Genomic DNA, 19546 nt, shown 5'->3' with positions numbered 1-19546 from the left:
CGCATGACGGTCAAGATGCTGCAGGACCTCCTGAACGAGGGCGTCGAAGGTCGGGGCGTGCTGGTGCGCTCCGACCTGAATGTCCCCCTCGACAACGGGGTCATCACCGATCCGGGCCGGATCATCGCCTCGGTGCCCACCCTGCGGGCACTGGTCGAGGCGGGGGCCAAGGTCGTCGTCACCGCGCACCTGGGCCGCCCCGATGGCGCGCCCGATCCGAAGTTCTCCCTCGCACCGGTCGCGGCGCGACTGGCCGAGGAGTTGGGTCGCAATGTCCAACTCGCGGGCGATGTGGTGGGTCAGGACGCGCTGGCCAGGTCCGAGGGCCTGACCGACGGCGATGTGCTGCTGCTGGAGAATGTTCGTTTCGATCCGCGCGAGACCAGCAAGGACGAGGCCGAACGTGGCAAACTGGCGCGCGCACTGGTCGAATTGGTCGGCGAGGACGGCGCTTTCGTCTCCGACGGCTTCGGCGTGGTGCACCGCAAACAGGCCTCGGTCTACGACGTGGCGAAACTGCTGCCGCACTACGCGGGCACGCTGGTCGCGGCCGAGGTCGAGGTGCTGCGCACCCTGACAGCCGATCCGGCGCGCCCGTACGCGGTGGTGCTCGGCGGATCCAAGGTCTCCGACAAGCTGGCCGTGATCGAATCGCTCGCGCCGAAGGTCGACACCCTCGTCATCGGCGGCGGTATGTGCTTCACCTTCCTCGCCGCGCAAGGTCTTTCGGTCGGCACCTCGCTGTTGCAGCCGGAAATGATCGAGACCTGCAAGGATCTGCTCGAGCGCTTCGGTGATGTCATCCACCTCCCGCTGGATATCGTCGCGGCCGACAGGTTCGCGGCCGACGCGGAGTCGAAGGTGGTATCCGCCAACGAGATTCCCGAAGGCTGGATGGGTCTGGACATCGGTCCGGAGTCGGTCAAGCGGTTCGCGGCCCTGCTCACCGAGGCGAAGACCATCTTCTGGAACGGCCCCATGGGCGTGTTCGAGTTCGAGAACTTCGCCGAGGGCACCCGCGGGGTCGCCCAAGCCATCGTGACCGCGACCGGCAAGGGCGCGTTCACCGTCGTCGGCGGCGGCGATTCGGCCGCGGCGGTGCGCGCGCTCGGGCTGCCCGAGGACGGTTTCGGTCATATCTCCACCGGCGGCGGCGCATCGCTGGAATACCTGGAGGGCAAAGAACTTCCGGGCATCAGTGTTCTGGAAGAGGCCAACTAGATGGCACGTAAACCGCTCATCGCGGGCAACTGGAAGATGAACCTCAACTACCTCGAGGCCATCGCCCTGACGCAGAAGATCGCGATCGCGCTGCCCGATAAGTACTTCGACCGGGTCGACGTCGCGGTCATCCCGCCCTTCGTGGATCTGCGCAGCGTGCAGGCGCTCGTCGATGCCGACAAACTGCGCATCACCTATGGCGCGCAGGATGTTTCGACACATGACGAGGGCGCCTACACCGGCGAGATCAGCGGCTCCATGCTGGCCAAGCTCGGCTGCACCTTCGTGGTCGTCGGACATTCCGAACGTCGGCAGTACCACGGCGAGGACGACGCCACCGTGCTCGCCAAGGCCAAGCAGGCGCTCAAGTACGGCATGACACCGATTGTGTGCCTCGGCGAGGGTCTGGGCGTGCGCGAGGCCAAAACCCATGTCGAGCACAACCTCGAGCAGTTGCGCGGTTCGCTGAAGGGGCTCTCGGCGGCGGAGATCGCCAAGGTCGTCATCGCCTACGAACCGGTGTGGGCCATCGGCACCGGCAAGGTCGCCACCCCGGCCGACGCCCAGCAGGTGTGCGGTGCGATCCGCGCGGAACTGGTCGAGCTGGCCGGCGCCGAGGTCGCGGCGGGCGTGCGGGTGCTCTACGGCGGCTCGGTGAATGCCAAGAATGTCGGCGAGCTGATCGCGCAGACCGATGTCGACGGCGCGCTGGTCGGCGGCGCCTCGCTCAAGGGTGACGAATTCGCCACCCTGTCGGCCATCGCCGCGGGCGGACCGATTCTCTGAGTACGGCACAGGCGCGGCCCGGCAACCCTCTTCGGAGGCGCCGGGCCGCGCTTCACTGTTCGGCGTGCAGGATGAGTCCGCTGCCATCGGGTTTGCGCAGGGTGAGCACATCGGCGTCGACGCTCGCGTTCACCTTGCCGTCCAGCGTTCGCAACACCTGCTGCTCCACCTCCATCACCTCCGGTGAGCACAGCATCTTCGTCGCGCCGACCTGAAAGGTGAGTTCGGCGCCCGCGACGGCGGCCCGCCCGGTCATCCGGTTGCAGCCCGCCTGACCGGAGACCACGCCGTCGGGGGTGATGGTGAGGGTGGGCTTGACCTCGTCGATGGCCTGCGAGCGGATCTGCGCGTCGGGGGTGATGAGCGCGGTGACGATCCAGGTGGTGCCCTGGATCGGCTTATCCGGCAGTGCGACCTTCTTGTCCAGCAGCGTGACGGTCAGGTTGTCGCCCTGCAGGATCAGCGTCGCCTTGTCCAACCGCCAGGTGGGGCGCGAATTCAACAGGCCATTGAGCCATTCGTCCGCGCCCTGCCGCTCACCGGGACAGGCCATGAGCGTGCTGGCCATCCCGGTGACGTGCACCTTGTGATCGTCGAGGGCCACCGCGCCCGAATGCGGATTGCAACCCGCGTCGGCCGAGATGCGGCCGTCCTTGAACGTCAGCGTCAGCGGGCCGCCGCCGGGTATCGGCGCGCCCTGGATCTCGGTGGAGACGAAGGTGCGACCCATGGGCGTCGGTTCGGCTTGCGCGGCCTCGGAATCGCCGCGCGAACACGCGGCGAGGGCGCACAGCGCCAGCAGAACCAAGGGGCCGAGCCGTGGAAATTTAGCCGACATGCCGCGAATGCTACTGATACGGCGCGTGTCGACCCGGCAGACACGTCTGTCGCGAACCGACCGAGCGATGTGTCACATTCTGGTTTTCGGAAACCCGCGCGGCTCGCCCAGGGGGAGACCGTTAGGATCGCCTTGTGCACCGGTGCTTTCCCATCACCCCGCCCCCTGCCTCCTGAGCGAGGTGTATTCCGCAGCGCGCCACCGCAGTAGGTGAGTGCGCTCTCTCGGTGATCCCGCGTGCACCAGGCCCGGCGATCTCGCACGCACCTCGCATCCGCGACCTCTCATTCCTCGATCGCGACCTGCCGCAGGGCTTTTCGTCGCGATCCCGTCGCAGGAGCGCGAATCCGCCATGTCCACCGCACTGCCCACGGCCCGGCGTTCCGGGCTGATCTTCCTCGTCCTCGGCGCGACCCTCTGGGGTTTCGGCGGTCTGCTCGGCAGCCTGCTCGGTCGCGCCACCGAACTGTCCCCGATCGCGGTGGCCGCCTGCCGCCTCGGCGTCGGTGGTCTGCTGCTGCTCGCCGCGCTGGCGGTCACGCGACGGCCGCTGCCGCGAAATCCCCTGGCCTGGCGCAGAATAGGTGTCGTCGCCTGCCTCGCCGCCTGGTTTCAGATGACCTATTTCGGCGCGGTCGCCGCCTCCTCGGTGAGCGTCGCGACCCTGACCACCATCGGCACGTCACCGGTCATCGTCGCGCTACTGGACCATCTGACGGGCCGCCGCGCACTGGATCGCGACCGCGTCACGACCATCGGCCTCGCCGTGTGCGGCTTGGCCCTGCTCGTCGGTGTCCCGTCCCACGCGTCGGGGAGCATGCTGCTCGGTGTCGCGCTCGCCGTCGCGGCGGCGGCGGGATTCGCCACCATGACCGTCGTCGGCGCGAAACCGGTGGCCGGTCTCGATCCCATGGCCACCACGGCTTTCGGCTTCTCCGGCGGCGCATTGCTGCTGCTGCCGTTCGCCGCCGCCACCGCACCCACCTTCGCGGTGACGGTCGAATCCCTCATCCTGCTGCTGGCACTCGGCCTCATCCCCACCGCGGCCGCCTACACCTGCTACTTCAAGGGCCTGCCCGCCGCGGGCTCGGGTATCGCCGCCGTCATGGCCCTGCTCGAACCCCTTACCGGCGCGATCCTCGCCGCGATCGTCCTCGGCGAACGCCTCACCCCGGCCGGCCTCGTCGGCGCGGGTCTGCTGGTTCTGGCTCTGCTGCTCGCGGCGCGCGCGAAATAGTGTCGCGCCGCGACGCCGCGGCAGGCCCGCTGCCGCGTGAGATGGCCAACTGAAACATCGGATGACTGGAGTGCCCACAGTAAGCTCGTGGTAATGAGCACCGCGACGGCCCCGAGCACATCCACTTGGGCGCCGTTGCGATCCAAGGTTTACCGGGCGCTGTGGATCGCGCAGTTGGTCTCCAACCTGGGCACCTGGATGCAGACCGTCGGCGCGCAGTGGATCCTGGTCGATGAGCCGAACGCGGCGGCACTGGTGTCGTTCGTGCAGACGGCGCTCACGCTGCCGGTCATGCTGTTGGCGATACCGTCCGGTGTCATCGCCGACCTGGTGGATCGGCGCAGGCTGCTGCTCACCGCGCAGTCCGCGATGGCGGTGCTGGCCGTGGTGCTCGCGGTCTTCACCGCCTCGGGGCATCTCACCCCGTCGGTGCTGCTGATCCTGCTGTTCCTGCTCGGCTGCGGGCAGGCGCTCACCGCGCCCGCCTGGCAGGCCCTGCAACCGGATCTGGTGTCGCGCGAACAGATTCCGGCCGCCGCGGCGCTGGGCAGCATGAACTTCAATATCGGGCGGGCGCTGGGGCCTGCGCTGGCCGGTGTACTGGTGTCGCTGTTCGGGCCGACGGTGGTATTCGCGCTCAACGCGCTGTCGTTCACCGGGATCGTCGCGGTGCTGGCGATCTGGCGTCGACCGGCGCGCACACAGAAATTGCCCAGTGAACGACCACTGGCGGCGGTGCAGGCGGGCACCCGGTTCGTCCGGTCCGCGCCGTCGATTCGGAAGGTGCTCTACCGCAGCATCCTGTTCGTGCTGCCCGGTAGCGCCATCTGGGCGCTGCTCCCGGTCATCGCCCGCGACCGGCTCGGACTGAACTCCTCCGGCTACGGCGTGCTGCTGGGCGCCCTCGGCGTCGGCGCGGTCGTCGGCGCGTTGAGCCTGTCCAGGGTCAGGGTGCTGCTGACCCCCACCCAGCGGCTGGCGCTGGCGGCGGTGCTGTTCGGCGCGGCGTGCGCGGGCGCGGCGCTGTCGCACAGTGTCGCGCTGGTGCTGATACTGCTGGTCGGCGCGGGTCTGGCGTGGATGCTGTCGATGTCCACGCTGAATTCGACCATGCAGCTGCTGCTGCCCGCGTGGGTGCGGGCGCGCGGCATGTCGGTGTACCTGCTGGTGTTCATGGCCGGTCAGGCGATCGGGTCGCTGATCTGGGGTCTGGTGGCCGGCGCGTTCGGACCGGAGGCGGCTTTGCTGGCGGCGGCGGCGCTGCTCGCGGGCTGCGCGCTGAGCACGCTGTGGTTGCCGATCCGGCACAATGCCGAACAGGTCGACCTGACGCCCACCGCCTTCTGGCCTGATCCGGAACTGGTGGTCGAACCCGATCCCACCGACGGTCCGGTCCTGGTGCTGCGCCGCTACGACGTGCCGGAGCCGAAACTGGAGGAATTCCTCGCCGCCATGGCCAAGGTGGGTCGCTCGATGCAGCGGACCGGTGCGATGGAGTGGCGGCTCTACCGTGATGTCGGCGAGGTGGACCGCTATATCGAGGCGTTCGTGGTGCGTTCCTGGGCCGAGCACATGCATCAGCACCAGATCCGATTGACCGCGCAGGATCAGCAGTTCGAGCAGGGTGTGGCCGAATTCGCCACCGGAGAGCCGCAGATCCACCTGGTGGCCGTGGACGCCCACTGACGGGACCGCCCGGCTGTGTGTTCGGGCCGGGAACAGGACTGCCCGGCTGTGGAGACAAACCGCGCCCCGCCTAGACTGGCCCGCATGAAGATGTTCCTGGATATCCTCCTGATCATCACGAGCGTGCTGCTGGTGTTGCTGGTGCTGTTGCACCGGGCCAAGGGTGGGGGTCTGTCCAGCCTGTTCGGCGGCGGCGTGCAGTCGAGCCTGTCCGGCTCCACCGTGGTGGAGAAGAACCTGGACCGGATCACCATCTTCACCGGCCTGATCTGGGTCATCTCGATTCTGGGCATCGGGCTGGAAATCAAGTTCTCCTGAATTGATCCGCCGGGAAGCACCCGGCGCGCCAGGCATTTCGGCCGGACCCCGTGTGGTCCGGCCGTTTTGTGCTGTCCGGCGAGGAGCGGGCCGCGCACGTACACTCGGACGTGTTCCAGTGACTGGGGAGGCGGCCGTGCGGCTGAGCACCGGATTCGTGCGAACCAATGGCATTCGACTGCATGTCGCCCAGCAGGGTGCCGGCGATCCGGTGGTGTTCTGCCACGGCTTCCCGCACACCTGGTACATCTGGCATCGGCAAATGGCCGCGGTGGCGGCCGCCGGATATCGGGCCATCGCCCCGGATATGCGCGGCTACGGTCGCAGCGACGCCCCCGAGGACCCTGCGGCCTACACCAATGTCGAGGCCGGTGCCGACCTGCTGGGCCTACTCGACGAAATCGGCGCCGAGCGCGCGGTTTTCGTGGGACTGGACTTCGGTGCGGCACTGCTGTGGGAGCTGGCGCGGCGGGCGCCGGAGCGGATCCGCGCGCTCATCGTGCTCAACAACCCCTACGCGCCCCGCACCACCCGCAAACCGAGCGAATTGTGGGCCATGGCCGCGCGCAGGCACTTCCTGCATCTGGACTATTTCCAGCGACCGGGACCGGCCGATGCCGAATTGGCTGATCGGCCCAGGGATTTCCTGGCCCGCCTCTACTACGCGCTGAGCGCCGACTACGACTATTTCGACATCTGGCGCTTCCCGCCCGAAGGCAACGGCTACCTCGACGTGCTGCCCACCGCGCCCCCGCTGCCGTGGCCGTGGCTCGCCAAGACCGAATTCGACACGCTGGCCGCAGAATTCGTGCGCACCGGATTCACCGGCGGACTCAACTGGTATCGCGCCATCGACCGCAACTGGGAGTCGAGCGCCGGACTGCCCGCGACGGTCGCGACACCCACCTTCTTCCTCTACGGCGCCCGCGATCTGGATATGGCGGGCTTCAGCGGCCGAGATCCATTGACCACCCTGCGCACCCACGTCACCGACCTGCGCGCGGTGACCAGGATCGCGCGCGCGGGCCACCTCGTACAATTGGAACGCACCGATCAAGTAAACGGCTTGCTGCTAGCCCATCTCGGCGCACTCACGCGCACGGAGCGGTCGGCGGCGACTGCTCGGCGCGCAACTCCCTGACCCGCGCCAGATACTGTTCGTGCCGGTCGCGGTACTGGGTCGAATCCAGCGCACCCGTCGCGAACACCTCCTCCGCCTCCGCCAGATCGCCCAGCCGCAACAGACATTCGCCGCTGGCGAACCAGGCGGCTTCACCATCCGGATTGAGGTGCAGCGAATGGTCGAAATCGTCGAGGGCGCGCCGATAGTCACCCAGGTGCATGTAGTTGAAGCCGCGTCGGTCGATGGCCTCGTGGAATAGCGGGAAAAGGTCGGTGGCCCTGGTGTATTCGTCGATGGCCTCGCGGTAGCGGCGCAGCAGGGTCAGTTCGCCACCCGCCGCGTAGTGTGAATTGGCACGGGTCAGCACCGTTTCCAGATCCTGGCCCGTGGCCTCCAGATAGCGCTGGAAGTCGACGCGCTTGAGATATTCGTGGAAGCCGATCAGGTCGCCCTGGATGACGGGCGAGGAGCCGAGGACCGACCAGTCGCCGCGAAATGCGGTGGGGCGCAGGGGCGCGTGATAGGCGAGCACCTCCAGCGAGGGCACCGTGGCGGGGGTCGGCGGTTCGGCGGTGGCCCGGTACATCAGACAGTGCAGCAGGGGTGCTCCATCGGGCCAGGAGTCCACCGCGAGAACCTTGACCACCGACCATTCGCCGGAATCCTCGCGTCTGATGAGCACATCCCCGACCTGCACCGCAGCCTCCACATGTTCATCGGCCGAACCGATCTACACTACACGCTTTGCAAGACTCGCGGCCGGAGCGCAGGTAGGAGGGCCGGCCCCCTCAGCCGGCGAGCAGCTTGTCGGCGGCAGCCTCGATCTCAGCCTCGTCCAACAGCACGGTATCGGCGGCCGGACCCAGCGGCACGAAACTGTCCGCACTCGCGACCCGCGCGAGACGACCCGCGAACCCGGCATCCAGCAGTGCGGCGCACACGGATTCGCTGACACCGCCGCTGCGCCGGGTCTCATCGACAACGAGCACCCGCCCGGTGGCGACGGCATGGCGCACCAGATCCTCGACCGGCAGCGGGGACAGCCAGCGCAGGTCGAGCACCCGCGCCCGAATACCGCGCTCGGCCAGCCGCGCCGCCACCCGCAGACTCATGGGCACACCGTTGGCGAAGGTGACCAGCGTCAAATCCGCTCCGTCGCCATAGCAGCGAGCACTGCCGATGGGGATATGCGCGCCGGAATCGGGTGCGAGCCAAGCCTCGTCACCCGCCGCGTACAGGTCGCGGGTGTGATAGAGCGCGATCGGCTCCAGGAATACGCATACCCGCCCGTCCACCCGCGCCGTCGCCACACAGGTCCGCAACATGGCCGCCGCGTCATCGGCGCGGGCAGGCGCGGCCAGCACCAGGCCGGGGATATCCCGCAGGGCCGCAACGGAATTGTCATTGTGGAAGTGCCCGCCGAACCCCTTCTGATAGGCCAGGCCCGCGATCCGCACCACCATCGGATTGCGATACCGCCCGGCGGCGAAGAATTGCAGCGTCGCCGCCTCACCGCGAATCTGGTCGGCGGCATTGTGGACGTAGGCCAGATACTGGATCTCCGGAATCGGCACGAATCCGGCCAGTGCCGTCCCCAATGCCGTGCCGAGCACGCTCTGCTCATCGAGGAGGGTGTCGAAAACCCTGCGCGCGCCGAAGGTTTTGCGCAGCCCCTTGGTCACCCCGTAGACGCCGCCCTTTCGACCGACATCCTCGCCGAACACCAGGATGTCGCGGTCGCGGGCAAGCAGATCCGCGAGGGTCTGATTGATCGCCTGCGCCAGTGTCACCGGAAGGTCTACCGACCGGGCCGCGGTGCGCCGCACCTCCGCACGAACAGCGTCCGGGTGCGCCGGGGCGAGCGGCGCCAGTACGGCGGCAGCCGAGACCAATTTCGGTTCGAGGCACACCGATTCGGCCGTTTCCGCGACACGTCGCCCGATCGCGTCGTACCGGTCGATGACCTGCTCGGGCCGCAAATACCCCGACGTGACGAGCAGGCGCGCGGTGGCGAGCAGCGGATCGCGTCCCAAATCCGACGCGATATCTGCGGGCCGCCGATACGCCGCTTCGACATCCGACCCGGCATGACCCAGCAGCCGGACCGTGCGCAGTCGCAGAAACGCGGGCTTGCGATTGACCCGTACCCACTCGGCCGCCTGCGCGGAGACCGTCAGCGCGGCAAGGGGATCACACCCGTCGGCCGTGAAATACCGCAGCCCCGGCCGCCGACCATAGGCGATCTCGATCCAGTCCGGCGGGGTGGGCACACTGATCCCGATCCCGTTGTCCTCGCACACGAACAGCAGCGGCAGCGGAACTCCCTGGTGCGCGGTGTGAATCGCGGCATTGATCGCGCCGACCGCCGTCGAATGATTCGCCGACGCGTCGCCGAAACTGCACAGCACCACCGAATCCGACGGCCATTCGCTCGCGATCCCCTGCCGCGCCGCGCGTTCGATGCCGAAGGCGAGTCCGACCGCGCGCGGCAGATGCGAGGCGATGGTGGAGGTCATCGGGATGATGCTCGCCGGTTTGCTGCCGAAGACCTTGTGCCTGCCGCCGGAGATGGGGTCGGCGGCGGCCGCGACCACCCCGAGCAGCACATCCCGAATCGGATCGAGTCCGGCGATCCGCCGACACCGCTGCACGAAGAACGCGCCCGAACGATAGTGCAGCAGTGCGGGATCGGTGGGGCGCAGGGCCATGGCGAGCGCGGCGTTGCCCTCATGTCCGCAGGAGCCGATGCTGTAGTAGCCGCGCCGCTCGGCGCCCAGTCGCCGGGCCGCGAGATCCAGGCGCCTACTGGCCGACTGGGATTCGAAGAACTCCACCAGCTCCGCCCCGGTGTAGCCCGCGACGGTCGCGCTGAGCGACCGTGTGGGCGCGGCGGCGAGTGCCGAGACCTCCGTGCGGAACCGCTCGTCCAGTTCTTCCGTCATGGCACCCTCACCGCCAAGGAGCCAGGGCTCGAATACCCGTGGCTCGAATACTCAGTCCGCCAGCGTATTCCGGAACAATACCGGCAAATACCCGTCGCGCGCGGTGATCTTGTGTGAAACGGGTGGGAAATCCGAAGTATCTCAGCTGAGCCGGGCGGCGGCTTCCTGATCGAGCAGCCAGGTGGTGGATTCCGATCCGAGCGCGCCCACCGCCGGAATATCCACCGGCTCGGCGCCATCGAGCGCCGCCGCGACCGCCTCGGCCTTGGCCGCGCCACCGACCACGAGCACCACATGCCTGGCCCGCCGCACGCCGGGCAGGGTGAGCGTCACCCGAACCGGCGGCGGTTTCGGCGAATCCGTCACCGCCACCACCAGTTCGTGCGCCTCCCGCACCGCGTCGGTGTGCGGGAACAGCGAATTCACATGCCCCTCACCGCCCATACCGAGCAGGTGCAGGTCGAACGCGCCGTGCTCGGCCAGGTGCGCGTGCACCGCCGCCGAATATTCGGCCGCCGCCTCGACCGGGTCCGGATATTCGCCGTCGGAGGCCGCCACGGCACGCACCCGCGCCGGATCGACGGGTACGTGATCGAGTAGGGCCTGCCGGGCCTGCAGTTCATTGCGTTCCGGATCGCCCGCGGGCACGAACCGCTCGTCACCCCAGAACACATCCAGTCGCGACCAGTCGATCGCGCCCGGCTGCGCGCGCACCAATTCCAACAGCCCGATTCCGGTCCCGCCGCCGGTCAGCACTACCGACGCCGACCCGCGCGCGGCCTGCGCGGCCTCGACCACCGCTACGAACCTGGCGGCCGCGGCGGCCACCAAAGCCGCTGTGTCGGCGAAGATCTCATGGTCACTCATAGGTCACCTTCTCGATGCCCGCCAGCGCCTCGGCATAGATCTCGTCCGGATCGAGCCTGCGCAACTCCTCGGCGAGGCATTCGTTGGTCTCCCGGCGGGCCAGCGCGATGCGCTGATCGGGATCGCCGGTCCGGGCGAGGGTCGCGGTGCGGCCGGTCTGCGGACGCTCGAGGGAAATCGAGACACTCGGGCGGTGCAATTCCACCCGCAGCGGACCGGTGCGCCGCACCACCGGGCAGCCGAGCCGGGCCGCGCACCAGCCGGCCAGGATATCCAGGGCGGGTTCCTCGCGCAGACCGGAGATGATCACCGAGGCGACCGGCTCGTGCGGCGGCTCATCGATGGCCGCGGCGAGCAGCGCGCGCCAATAGGTGATCCGGCTCCAGGCCAGATCCGTATCGCCGCTGGCATAGGAGGCGAGCCGCTTCTTGATGGCGGACTGCGGATCCGCCGCGAAGGTGGCGTCGGTGATGCGTCGGGTGGCCAGCCGCCCGACCGAATCCCTGGACGGGAATTCCGGTGCGCCGCGCGGCCACCACGCCACCACCGGTGTGTCGGGCAGCAGGAACGGGATGACCACGCTGCTCTCGTGGCTGATCAGCTCACCTTGCAGGCGCAGCACGATGACCTCGGCCGCGCCCGCGTCGCCGCCGACCCGGATCTGCGCGTCCAACCGGGTCGCGGCCTCGCGGTCGCCGCGCGCCAAAACGACCACGCGACACGGATGTTCGCGGCTGGCGTCATTGGCGGCGGCGATGGCGTCCTCGGCCTCGGAGCTGTCGAGTGTGCACACCACCAGCGTGAGCACCCGGCCCATGGTGATGACGCCGTTGCTCTCCCGCAGCTGCACCAGTCGCTTGGTGACCTCACCGGTATCGGTGTCGGGCATATCGACGATCATGGCCGCCGCCATTCCCGCCCGGTGCGGGCGAGCATCTCATCGGCCGAGGCCGGACCCCAGGTCCCGGACTCGTACTGTTCGGGTTTGCCATCGGCGGCCCAGCGGTCGAGCACCGGATCCAGGATGCGCCAGGACAATTCGACCTCCGCGTTGACCGGGAACAGCGACGGCTCCCCGAGCAGCACATCGAGGATCAATCTCTCGTATGCCTCGGGGGAGGATTCGGTGAATGCCTCGCCGTAGCTGAAATCCATATTCACATCGCGCACGTCCATTCCCGTGCCCGGCACCTTCGATCCGAAGCGCATGGTGATGCCCTCATCGGGCTGCACCCGGATGACCAGCGCGTTCTGCCCCAACTCCTCGGTCATGGTCTGATCGAAGGGCAGGTGCGGGGCGCGCTTGAACACCACCGCGATCTCGGTGACCCTGCGGCCCAGGCGTTTGCCGGTGCGCAGGTAGAACGGGACGCCCGCCCAGCGGCGGGTGTCCACCTCCAGCGTGATCGCCGCGTAGGTCTCGGTGGTGGAGTTGGGGTCGAAACCCTCCTCCTCGAGCAGGCCGACCACGTGGTCGCTGCCCTGCCAGCCCTCGGCGTACTGGCCGCGCGCCGTGGTCTCGTCCAGGGGTTCGACGAGTTTGGTCGCCGAGAGCACCTTGATCTTCTCCAACTGCAACTGCGTCGGATGGAAGCTGATCGGCTCCTCCATCGCGGTGAGCGCCAGCAGTTGCAGCAGATGATTCTGGATGACGTCGCGGGCCGCGCCGATACCGTCGTAGTACCCCGCGCGCCCACCCAGGCCGATATCTTCGGCCATGGTGATCTGGACGTGGTCGACGTAGTTGGCATTCCAGATCGGGTCGAACAGTTGGTTGGCGAAGCGCAGCGCCAGGACGTTCTGCACCGTCTCCTTGCCGAGGTAGTGGTCGATGCGGAAGACCGTCTCCTCGGGGAAGACCCGATTGACCAGGGCGTTGAGTTCCCGCGCACTGGTCAGGTCGTGCCCGAACGGCTTCTCGATCACCACCCGCCGCCACGGTTCCTGCCCGCCGTTGGCATTCTTCTGCGGGCCGTTGGGTTTGGCCAAACCGTGCCGGGACAACTGGTCGAGCACCACCGGGAAGCTATTCGGCGGAATCGACAGGTAGAAGGCGTGATTGCCGCCGGTGCCGCGCTCCTGGTCCAGCTTGGCCAGGGTGTCGGCCAGCGTGGCGAAGGCGGCGTCGTCGTCGAAGGTGCCCTGGACGAAGCGGATGCCCTCGGCCAGGTGATCCCAGACCTCCTGGCGGAACGGGGTGCGGGCATGCGCCCGCACCGCGTCCAGCACCACCTCGGCGAAATCCTCGTTCGCGTAGTCGCGCCGGGCGAAGCCGACCAGTGCGAAACCGGGGGGCAGCAGCCCCCGATTGGCCAGGTCGTAGATGGCGGGCATCAGCTTCTTGCGCGACAGGTCGCCGGTGACTCCGAAGATCACCATGCTGCACGGACCCGCGATACGCGGCAGGCGCTTGTCTCGCTCGTCGCGCAGCGGGTTGCGCCACGCCAGGGTGGTTTCTGCCATCTCGGTCAGTTACTTCCCGACAATTCGGCTGCGGTCGCGGAAAGCAGCTCCTCCCAGGACTTCTCGAACTTTTCCACGCCCTCGCGTTCCAGGACGGCGAAGACGTCGTCGAGGTCGATGCCGACGGCGGCCAACTGGTCGAAGACCTGCTGGGCCTCGGCGGCGGTGCCGGTGACGGTGTCGCCGCGGATCTCGCCGTGATCGGCGATGGCCTCGATCGTCTGCTCCGGCAGCGTGTTCACCGTATTCGGCGCGACCAACTCGGTGACGTAGAGCGTGTCGGAGTAGGCCGGGTTCTTGACGCCGGTGGAGGCCCACAGCGGACGCTGTCGGTTCGCCCCCGCCGAGGCCAGGTTGCTGTAGACGGAGGTGTGCGCGCCGCCATCGAACACGTCCTGGTACTCGGCGTAGGCGAGCCGGGCATTGGCGACCGCGGCCTTGCCGCGCAGCGCCAGCGCCTCGGGGGTGCCGATGGCCTCGAGCCGCTTATCGATCTCGGTGTCGACCCTGGAGACGAAGAAGGAGGCGACCGAGTGGATCTTGGCGGGATCGTGCCCGGCGGCCCTGGCCTTGCGCACACCCTCCAGGTACGCGCCCATGACCGAGCGGTAGCGCTGCACCGAGAAGATCAGCGTCACATTGACGCTGATGCCCTCGGCCAACACCGCGGTGATGGCGCCAAGGCTCGGCTCGGTGGCCGGGATCTTGATGAACAGGTTGGGCCGGTCGACGGTCTTCCACAGGTCGATGGCCTGGGCGATGGTCTTGTCGGCGTCGAAGGCCAAGCGCGGGTCGACCTCGATGGAGACCCGGCCGTCCACACCGCCGGACGCCTCGTACACCCCGGCCAGCACATCGCAGGCCGCGCGCACGTCGTCGGTGGTGATGGTGCGAACGGCGGCATCGGCGTCGGCGCCCTGTGCGGCAAGGGCTTTGACCTGCTCGTCGTAGGAGTGGCCCTTGCTGAGCGCGCCCTGGAAGATGGTCGGGTTCGTCGTCACGCCCACCACGCTGCGGGTGCTCACCATCTCGGCCAGGTTGCCGGACCGAATCCGGTCCCTGGACAGATCGTCGAGCCAGACGGATACACCGGCGGCCGAGAGGGCGGCGAGGTTCTCGTTCTGTGCCATGGACTTTTTATCCCTTCACGTTCTCGACCGCGCGCTCGGCGGCGGCTACAACGGCGTCGGTGGTGATACCGAACTCGCGGAACAGGGTCTTGTAGTCGGCCGAGGCACCGAAGTGCTCGATCGAGACGATTTCGCCCCGGTCGCCCGCGAACCGATGCCACGGCATCGCGATACCCGCTTCGACGGTGACGCGGGCGGCGACGGCGGGCGGCAGCACCTCGTCGCGGTAGGCGCGGTCCTGCGCGTCGAACCATTCGACGCACGGCATCGACACCACGCGGGTTCCGATGCCCTGCGCTTCCAGCCTAGTGCGGGCCTCGACCGCGAGGTGCAGTTCCGAACCGGTGCCGATCAGGATGACCTGCGGCGTTGCGGTGGACGCCTCGGCCAGGATGTACCCACCTTTGGCAACACCCTCGAAGCTGGTGCCCTCGAGGATCGGCAGATCCTGCCGGGTGAGCGCCAGTGCGGACGGGCCGTCCTGGTGTGCGGGCTCGGAGACCGAGAAGTGCGAGGTGCGCTCGCTGCTGTCGCGTTCGAGGATGGTGCGCCAGGCGTAGGTGGTCTCGTTGGCGTCGCCGGGGCGCACCACATTCAGGCCGGGGATCGCGCGCAGCGCCGCCAGATGCTCGATCGGCTGATGGGTGGGGCCGTCCTCGCCGAGGCCGATGGAGTCGTGGGTCCAGACGTAGATGGCGGGCACCCGCATGAGCGCGGCCAGTCGCACCGCCGGACGCATGTAGTCGCTGAACACCAGGAAGGTGCCGCCGTACGGGCGGGTGGGGCCGTGCAGCGCGATGCCGTTGAGGATCGCGCCCATCGCGTGCTCGCGCACACCGAAGTGCAGGGTCCGGCCGTAGGGGTTGGTCTTCCACATGCCGGTGGAGATGGATTCCGGGCCGAAGCTCGGTTCGCCGGGCATGGTGGTGAGGTTCGATTCGGCCAGGTCGGCCGAACCGCCCCACAGTTCGGGCAGGACCGGCGCGAGCGCGGCCAGCACCTTGCCCGACGCCTTGCGGGTGGCCATACCCTTCGGATCCGGCTGGTGCACCGGCAGATTCGCCGCCCAGCCCTCGGGCAGGTGCCGGGCCGCCAGCCTGTCGAACAGGGCCTTGCGCTCCGGGTTGGCCGCGGCCCACGCGTCGAAGCCGACCTGCCAGGCGGCGTGCGCCGCCGCGCCGCGCTCGACGACCTTGCGGGTGTAGGCGATGACGGCCGGATCGACATCGAAGCTCTTGTCGGGATCGAAGCCCAGCGCGCGCTTGGTGGCCGCGACCTCGTCGGCGCCCAGCGCGGCGCCGTGCGAGGCGCCCGTATTCATCTTGGTGGGGGCCGGGTAGCCGATGACGGTGCGCAGCACGATGATCGACGGCTTGCCCGTCTCCGCCTTGGCCGCGGCGATGGCGGATTCGATGGCCACCACGTTCTCGCCGCCCTCGACGGTTTGCACGTGCCAGCCGTAGGCGGCGTAGCGCGCGGCCACATCCTCGGTGAAGGCGATGGTGGTGTCGTCCTCGATGGAGATCTTGTTGTCGTCGTAGATCACCACCAGGTTGCCCAGTTGCTGGGTGCCCGCCAGCGAGGACGCCTCGGAGGTGACGCCCTCCTCCAGGTCGCCGTCGGAGGCGATGGCGTAGATGAAGTGATCGAACGGGCTCCTGCCCGGTGCGGCGTCCGGATCGAACAGGCCGCGCTCGCGGCGCGCGGCCATCGCCATGCCGACGGCCGAGGCCAGACCCTGGCCCAGCGGGCCGGTGGTGATCTCCACGCCGTCGGTGTGCCGGTACTCGGGATGGCCGGGGGTCAGCGAACCCCATTTGCGCAGATGCTCGAGATCGGTGAGCTCGAGCCCAAATCCGGCCAGGTACAGCTGGATGTACTGGGTGAGGCTGGAATGCCCGCAGGACAGCACGAAGCGGTCCCGGCCGACCCAGTGCGGGTCGCGCGGATCGTGCCGCAGCACCCGCTGGTAGAGGGTGTAGGCGAGGGGAGCGAGGCTCATGGCGGTGCCGGGATGGCCATTGCCCGCGTTCTGTACCGCGTCGGCGGCCAGTACCCGAACCGTGTCGACGGCCTTGGTGTCCAGCTCCGACCAGTCGTCCGGGTGGTTCGGCTGAGTGAGGGCGCGGATGTCGTCTGTGACTGACACGACCGGAGTTCTCCTGACATGGTTTCGTCGGGTGTTTTCGCGTACTGGCGGCGTACCGGTTCCACCCTAGATGTGCCCGGTGAAAGGATTGTCGGTAACCCGGCTTACATCCACAGCCGTGTCGGCTATTCACATCCCGCGGTGTCGGTCGATCCAGTCGCCGCGCGAGGGCCGATGGCGGGTCGGGGACGGCGATGGGTCTACCATCCCCTGTAGTAGTTGTCGCTCCGGACCGCATGATCAGCAGGGCAGGGCGCACTGCTTGTTCATGCCGGATAGATGCACAGCGTGCGAGGAGAGACAGTGCGGATCGGTGAAAAGCCGGGTGGCCATGGTGCGCACGGCTCCTCAGCGACGGCGCAGGCCGACCGGATCAAGGGCGAGGGCCTACCGGCCCGACTGCTGCGGCGCGTGCTCGCCTATATCGCGCTCACCAAGCCGCGCGTCATCGAATTGCTGCTGGTGGCAACGATTCCCACCATGCTGCTGGCCGACCGCGGCCATATCGATATCCGCCTGATCCTGGCCACCCTATTCGGCGGCTGGATGGGCGCGGCCAGCGCCAACACCCTCAACTGCGTGGTCGACGCCGATATCGACAAGGTCATGAAGCGCACCGCCAAGCGCCCGCTGGCCAGGGACGCCGTGCCCACCTCGCACGCCCTGGTCTTCGGTGTGCTGCTCGGCGCGGCCTCCTTCGCCTGGCTGTGGTGGCAGGCGAACCTGCTCAGCGGCGTGCTCGTCGTGGTCACCATCCTCTTCTACGTCTTCGTCTACACCCTCGGCCTCAAGCGCCGCACCTCGCAGAATGTGGTGTGGGGCGGGGCCGCCGGATGTATGCCCGCACTGGTCGGTTGGTCGGCCGTCACGGGGAGTATCGGCTGGCCCGCCATCGCCCTGTTCGGCGTGATCTTTTTCTGGACTCCGCCGCACACGTGGGCGCTGGCCATGCGCTACAAGGAGGATTACCGCGCGGCGGGCGTGCCCATGCTGCCGGTGGTGGCCACCGAGCAGAAGGTCACCAAGCAGATCGTCATCTACACGTGGCTCACCGTGCTGACCACGCTGGCCCTCGCCCCCGCCACCGGCGTGATCTACACGGCGGTCGCGCTGGTGGCGGGCGCCTGGTTCCTGCTCATGGCCCATCAGCTCTACGCGGGCGTGCGCCGTGGCGAATCGGTGAAGCCGCTGCGACTGTTCCTGCAGTCGAACAACTATCTGGCCGTGGTGTTCTGCGGTCTGGCGGTGGATTCGGTTCTCGGCTGGGATACCGTCGGGAGCTTCTTCAGCTGATCCGCTCGCCCAGGTAGCCATCGGGGCGGACGAGGATATCGGTGCCGTCGACGGCGTGATAGGCGGCGAAGGCGTGGCCCTCGGCATCGATCAGATCGCCTGATCCGCCCGGTCGAGCGATCGTGCGGGTCCGCACGCCGGTGCTGAGGGTCCACGGTGGCATGACGAATTCACCTGGTGCACCTGCCGTTTCGCCGAAGACCAGCCGTGTCGCATGCGGCCCCCGGAACAGATCGAACAGTCGGATCGTTTGTCCGGCCGCGTCTTTCACAGGTGCGTCGGGTGCGCGATCACCGGTGATGGGCATGGTCGTGGTCGAGCGCGTCGGCGCGGACATCGCCGAGCAGCATGCGCAGCGAATCGTCGGTACTGCCCTCGAAGGGGATGCCAAGGACGGTTCGCACCGTACTGCGCCCGCCGTCCGCGCCGACCAGATAGTCGACCCGCACCTGTTCGCGGCCCGCAGGCCCGTCGAGTAGAGCCGTGACACCCCTATCGCCCGCGGTGAAATCGACCAGGGCCGTGGACAGTTCGACGGTGACGCCGAATTCGGCGAGTCGGGCGCGCAGCACGGCCTCGATATCGGCCTGTCCGAGCATCCGCGCGTTGGGGTAGGGGACGTCCGGGGTCGGGTCGACTCTGGCGGCGAAGTGGCGCTCGTCGACGACCTGTCCGTCGAGGGTGACGCGGGTGCTCGGCACCGGAATGCTCGCGGCCGCGATGGCGTCGAGGACGCCGAGGTCGTCGAAGACCGGTGAGGCCGGTGGGTCCGGCGCCGGCGATGAGTGCGCGCGGCGACATGATGACTCCTCCCAGTTGCTGAAATTATATTCAGTGAATGCAGTTTCAGTATTGGAGTTGCTACCTTTCGCTGTCAAGGAGGTGATTTCATGTCACAGAGCCGCAAGGAACGCTCGGCAGAAACCGAGCAGGCGCTCAAAGCCGCGGCCAGGCGGCTATTCGCCGAGCGCGGCTACCTCAATACCAAGATCACCGATATCACCGCGGCGGCCGGGCGCGCGGCGGGTTCGTTCTACAACCACTTCACCGGCAAGGAGCAACTGCTCCAGGAACTGCTCGACGACATCGCGGCCGAGGGCGACCTCAGCGCCGAGACGGCCGCACACAATCCGGATTTCACCGACCCGGCGGCCGTGCGCTTGCACATCGAGCAGTTCTGGCTGGCGGCGCGCAAACACTGGGCCGTCTACCGGTCGATACAGCAGGCGGCCCTGGTCGACGACGAATTCGCCCGGCGCGCGGGGGAATTCGCCGTCCGGCAGCGCCGCGACATCCTCGACCACCTCGACGGCTTCGGCGCCGAAGGCCCCACCCTGCCCGCCGCGCCGGAGGTGGCGCTCGCCATGATGTTCGGTCTCACCCAGAGCCTGCTGCAGGCCGTCGAGGAAGGCGCGCTGGAACTCACGGACGAACAGGCCGTCGACGCGTTGACCCGCTTCGTCTACCGGGGACTCAGCGGCCGCGACTTCTGA

General features: G+C 68.1%; 18 protein-coding genes. 8 read left to right on the top strand and 10 right to left on the bottom strand.

Annotated elements, in window-relative coordinates; genetic code table 11:
- Window positions 1-3: 3 nt before the first annotated feature.
- Both D5S18_RS33355 and tpiA read left to right on the top strand, forming a co-directional pair.
- Entirely contained in the window at window positions 4-1221 is a 1218-nt protein-coding gene (locus D5S18_RS33355) for a phosphoglycerate kinase (protein WP_120045117.1), read from the top strand.
- Window positions 1222-2007, top strand: coding sequence for a triose-phosphate isomerase (gene tpiA, locus D5S18_RS33350; RefSeq protein ID WP_120045116.1), 786 nt, complete (start codon window positions 1222-1224; stop codon window positions 2005-2007). It abuts the gene before it with no gap.
- Window positions 2008-2059: 52 nt separating this feature from the next.
- Here the strand turns inward: tpiA and D5S18_RS33345 are convergent, their stop codons facing one another.
- Complete coding sequence (locus D5S18_RS33345; protein ID WP_120045115.1) at window positions 2060-2845, bottom strand: META domain-containing protein; 786 nt, start codon at window positions 2843-2845, stop codon at window positions 2060-2062.
- A gap of 352 nt (window positions 2846-3197) precedes the next feature.
- Between D5S18_RS33345 and D5S18_RS33340 the strand changes: the two genes are divergently transcribed.
- The 4 genes from D5S18_RS33340 to D5S18_RS33325 all read left to right on the top strand — a co-directional run bounded on the left by D5S18_RS33340 (window position 3198) and on the right by D5S18_RS33325 (window position 7227).
- Window positions 3198-4082 (top strand): DMT family transporter, encoded by an 885-nt coding sequence (locus tag D5S18_RS33340; RefSeq protein ID WP_120045114.1) that lies wholly within the window; start codon window positions 3198-3200, stop codon window positions 4080-4082.
- A gap of 93 nt (window positions 4083-4175) precedes the next feature.
- Window positions 4176-5768 carry an MFS transporter gene (locus tag D5S18_RS33335; protein WP_120045113.1) on the top strand — a complete coding sequence of 531 codons (1593 nt, stop codon included), beginning with the start codon at window positions 4176-4178 and terminating at the stop codon, window positions 5766-5768.
- 84 nt (window positions 5769-5852) lie between these two features.
- Entirely contained in the window at window positions 5853-6086 is a 234-nt protein-coding gene (gene secG / locus D5S18_RS33330; RefSeq protein ID WP_120045112.1) for a preprotein translocase subunit SecG, read from the top strand.
- 118 nt (window positions 6087-6204) lie between these two features.
- Window positions 6205-7227: an alpha/beta hydrolase gene (locus D5S18_RS33325; RefSeq protein ID WP_239004170.1), complete on the top strand. Its 1023-nt coding sequence runs from the start codon at window positions 6205-6207 to the stop codon at window positions 7225-7227.
- Here D5S18_RS33325 and D5S18_RS33320 read toward each other — a convergent pair.
- The 7 genes from D5S18_RS33320 to tkt all read right to left on the bottom strand — a co-directional run bounded on the left by D5S18_RS33320 (window position 7178) and on the right by tkt (window position 16760).
- Window positions 7178-7906 carry a tetratricopeptide repeat protein gene (locus tag D5S18_RS33320; protein WP_147404340.1) on the bottom strand — a complete coding sequence of 243 codons (729 nt, stop codon included), beginning with the start codon at window positions 7904-7906 and terminating at the stop codon, window positions 7178-7180. The two genes, D5S18_RS33325 and D5S18_RS33320, sit on opposite strands and share 50 nt — an antisense overlap.
- 91 nt (window positions 7907-7997) lie before the next feature.
- Complete coding sequence (locus tag D5S18_RS33315; RefSeq protein ID WP_120045109.1) at window positions 7998-10151, bottom strand: thiamine pyrophosphate-dependent enzyme; 2154 nt, start codon at window positions 10149-10151, stop codon at window positions 7998-8000.
- Between the two features lie 141 nt (window positions 10152-10292).
- Complete coding sequence (gene pgl, locus D5S18_RS33310) at window positions 10293-11018, bottom strand: 6-phosphogluconolactonase (protein ID WP_120045108.1); 726 nt, start codon at window positions 11016-11018, stop codon at window positions 10293-10295.
- Window positions 11011-11919, bottom strand: a complete 909-nt coding sequence (opcA, locus tag D5S18_RS33305; protein WP_120045270.1) for a glucose-6-phosphate dehydrogenase assembly protein OpcA — start codon at window positions 11917-11919, stop codon at window positions 11011-11013. Before opcA ends, pgl begins: the two co-directional genes overlap by 8 nt.
- Window positions 11916-13481, bottom strand: coding sequence for a glucose-6-phosphate dehydrogenase (zwf, locus tag D5S18_RS33300; protein WP_120045107.1), 1566 nt, complete (start codon window positions 13479-13481; stop codon window positions 11916-11918). The genes opcA and zwf overlap by 4 nt, the downstream gene beginning before the upstream one ends.
- A 5-nt stretch (window positions 13482-13486) precedes the next feature.
- Complete coding sequence (gene tal, locus D5S18_RS33295) at window positions 13487-14611, bottom strand: transaldolase (RefSeq protein WP_120045106.1); 1125 nt, start codon at window positions 14609-14611, stop codon at window positions 13487-13489.
- Between the two features lie 7 nt (window positions 14612-14618).
- Window positions 14619-16760: a transketolase gene (gene tkt / locus D5S18_RS33290; protein WP_120045105.1), complete on the bottom strand. Its 2142-nt coding sequence runs from the start codon at window positions 16758-16760 to the stop codon at window positions 14619-14621.
- 303 nt (window positions 16761-17063) lie between these two features.
- Here tkt and D5S18_RS33285 point away from each other — a divergent pair, with 303 nt between their 5' ends.
- Window positions 17064-18053 carry a heme o synthase gene (locus D5S18_RS33285; RefSeq protein ID WP_120045104.1) on the top strand — a complete coding sequence of 330 codons (990 nt, stop codon included), beginning with the start codon at window positions 17064-17066 and terminating at the stop codon, window positions 18051-18053.
- Here D5S18_RS33285 and D5S18_RS36015 read toward each other — a convergent pair.
- Both D5S18_RS36015 and D5S18_RS36010 read right to left on the bottom strand, forming a co-directional pair.
- Window positions 18046-18216, bottom strand: coding sequence for a hypothetical protein (locus D5S18_RS36015; RefSeq protein WP_239004169.1), 171 nt, complete (start codon window positions 18214-18216; stop codon window positions 18046-18048). The genes D5S18_RS33285 and D5S18_RS36015 overlap by 8 nt on opposite strands.
- Window positions 18217-18343: 127 nt before the next feature.
- The gene (locus D5S18_RS36010; protein ID WP_239004168.1) at window positions 18344-18754 is read right to left on the bottom strand and encodes an FAD-dependent monooxygenase; all 411 of its coding nucleotides are present in this window, start codon (window positions 18752-18754) and stop codon (window positions 18344-18346) included.
- 189 nt (window positions 18755-18943) lie between these two features.
- Between D5S18_RS36010 and D5S18_RS33275 the strand changes: the two genes are divergently transcribed.
- Window positions 18944-19546, top strand: a complete 603-nt coding sequence (locus D5S18_RS33275) for a TetR/AcrR family transcriptional regulator (protein WP_120045103.1) — start codon at window positions 18944-18946, stop codon at window positions 19544-19546.

Source organism: Nocardia panacis (genome assembly GCF_003598715.1).
Taxonomy (GTDB): Bacteria; Actinomycetota; Actinomycetes; order Mycobacteriales; family Mycobacteriaceae; genus Nocardia; species Nocardia panacis.
The sequence above is the reverse complement of the archived record's forward strand: the minus strand, read 5'-3'. Positions and strand labels throughout refer to the sequence as shown.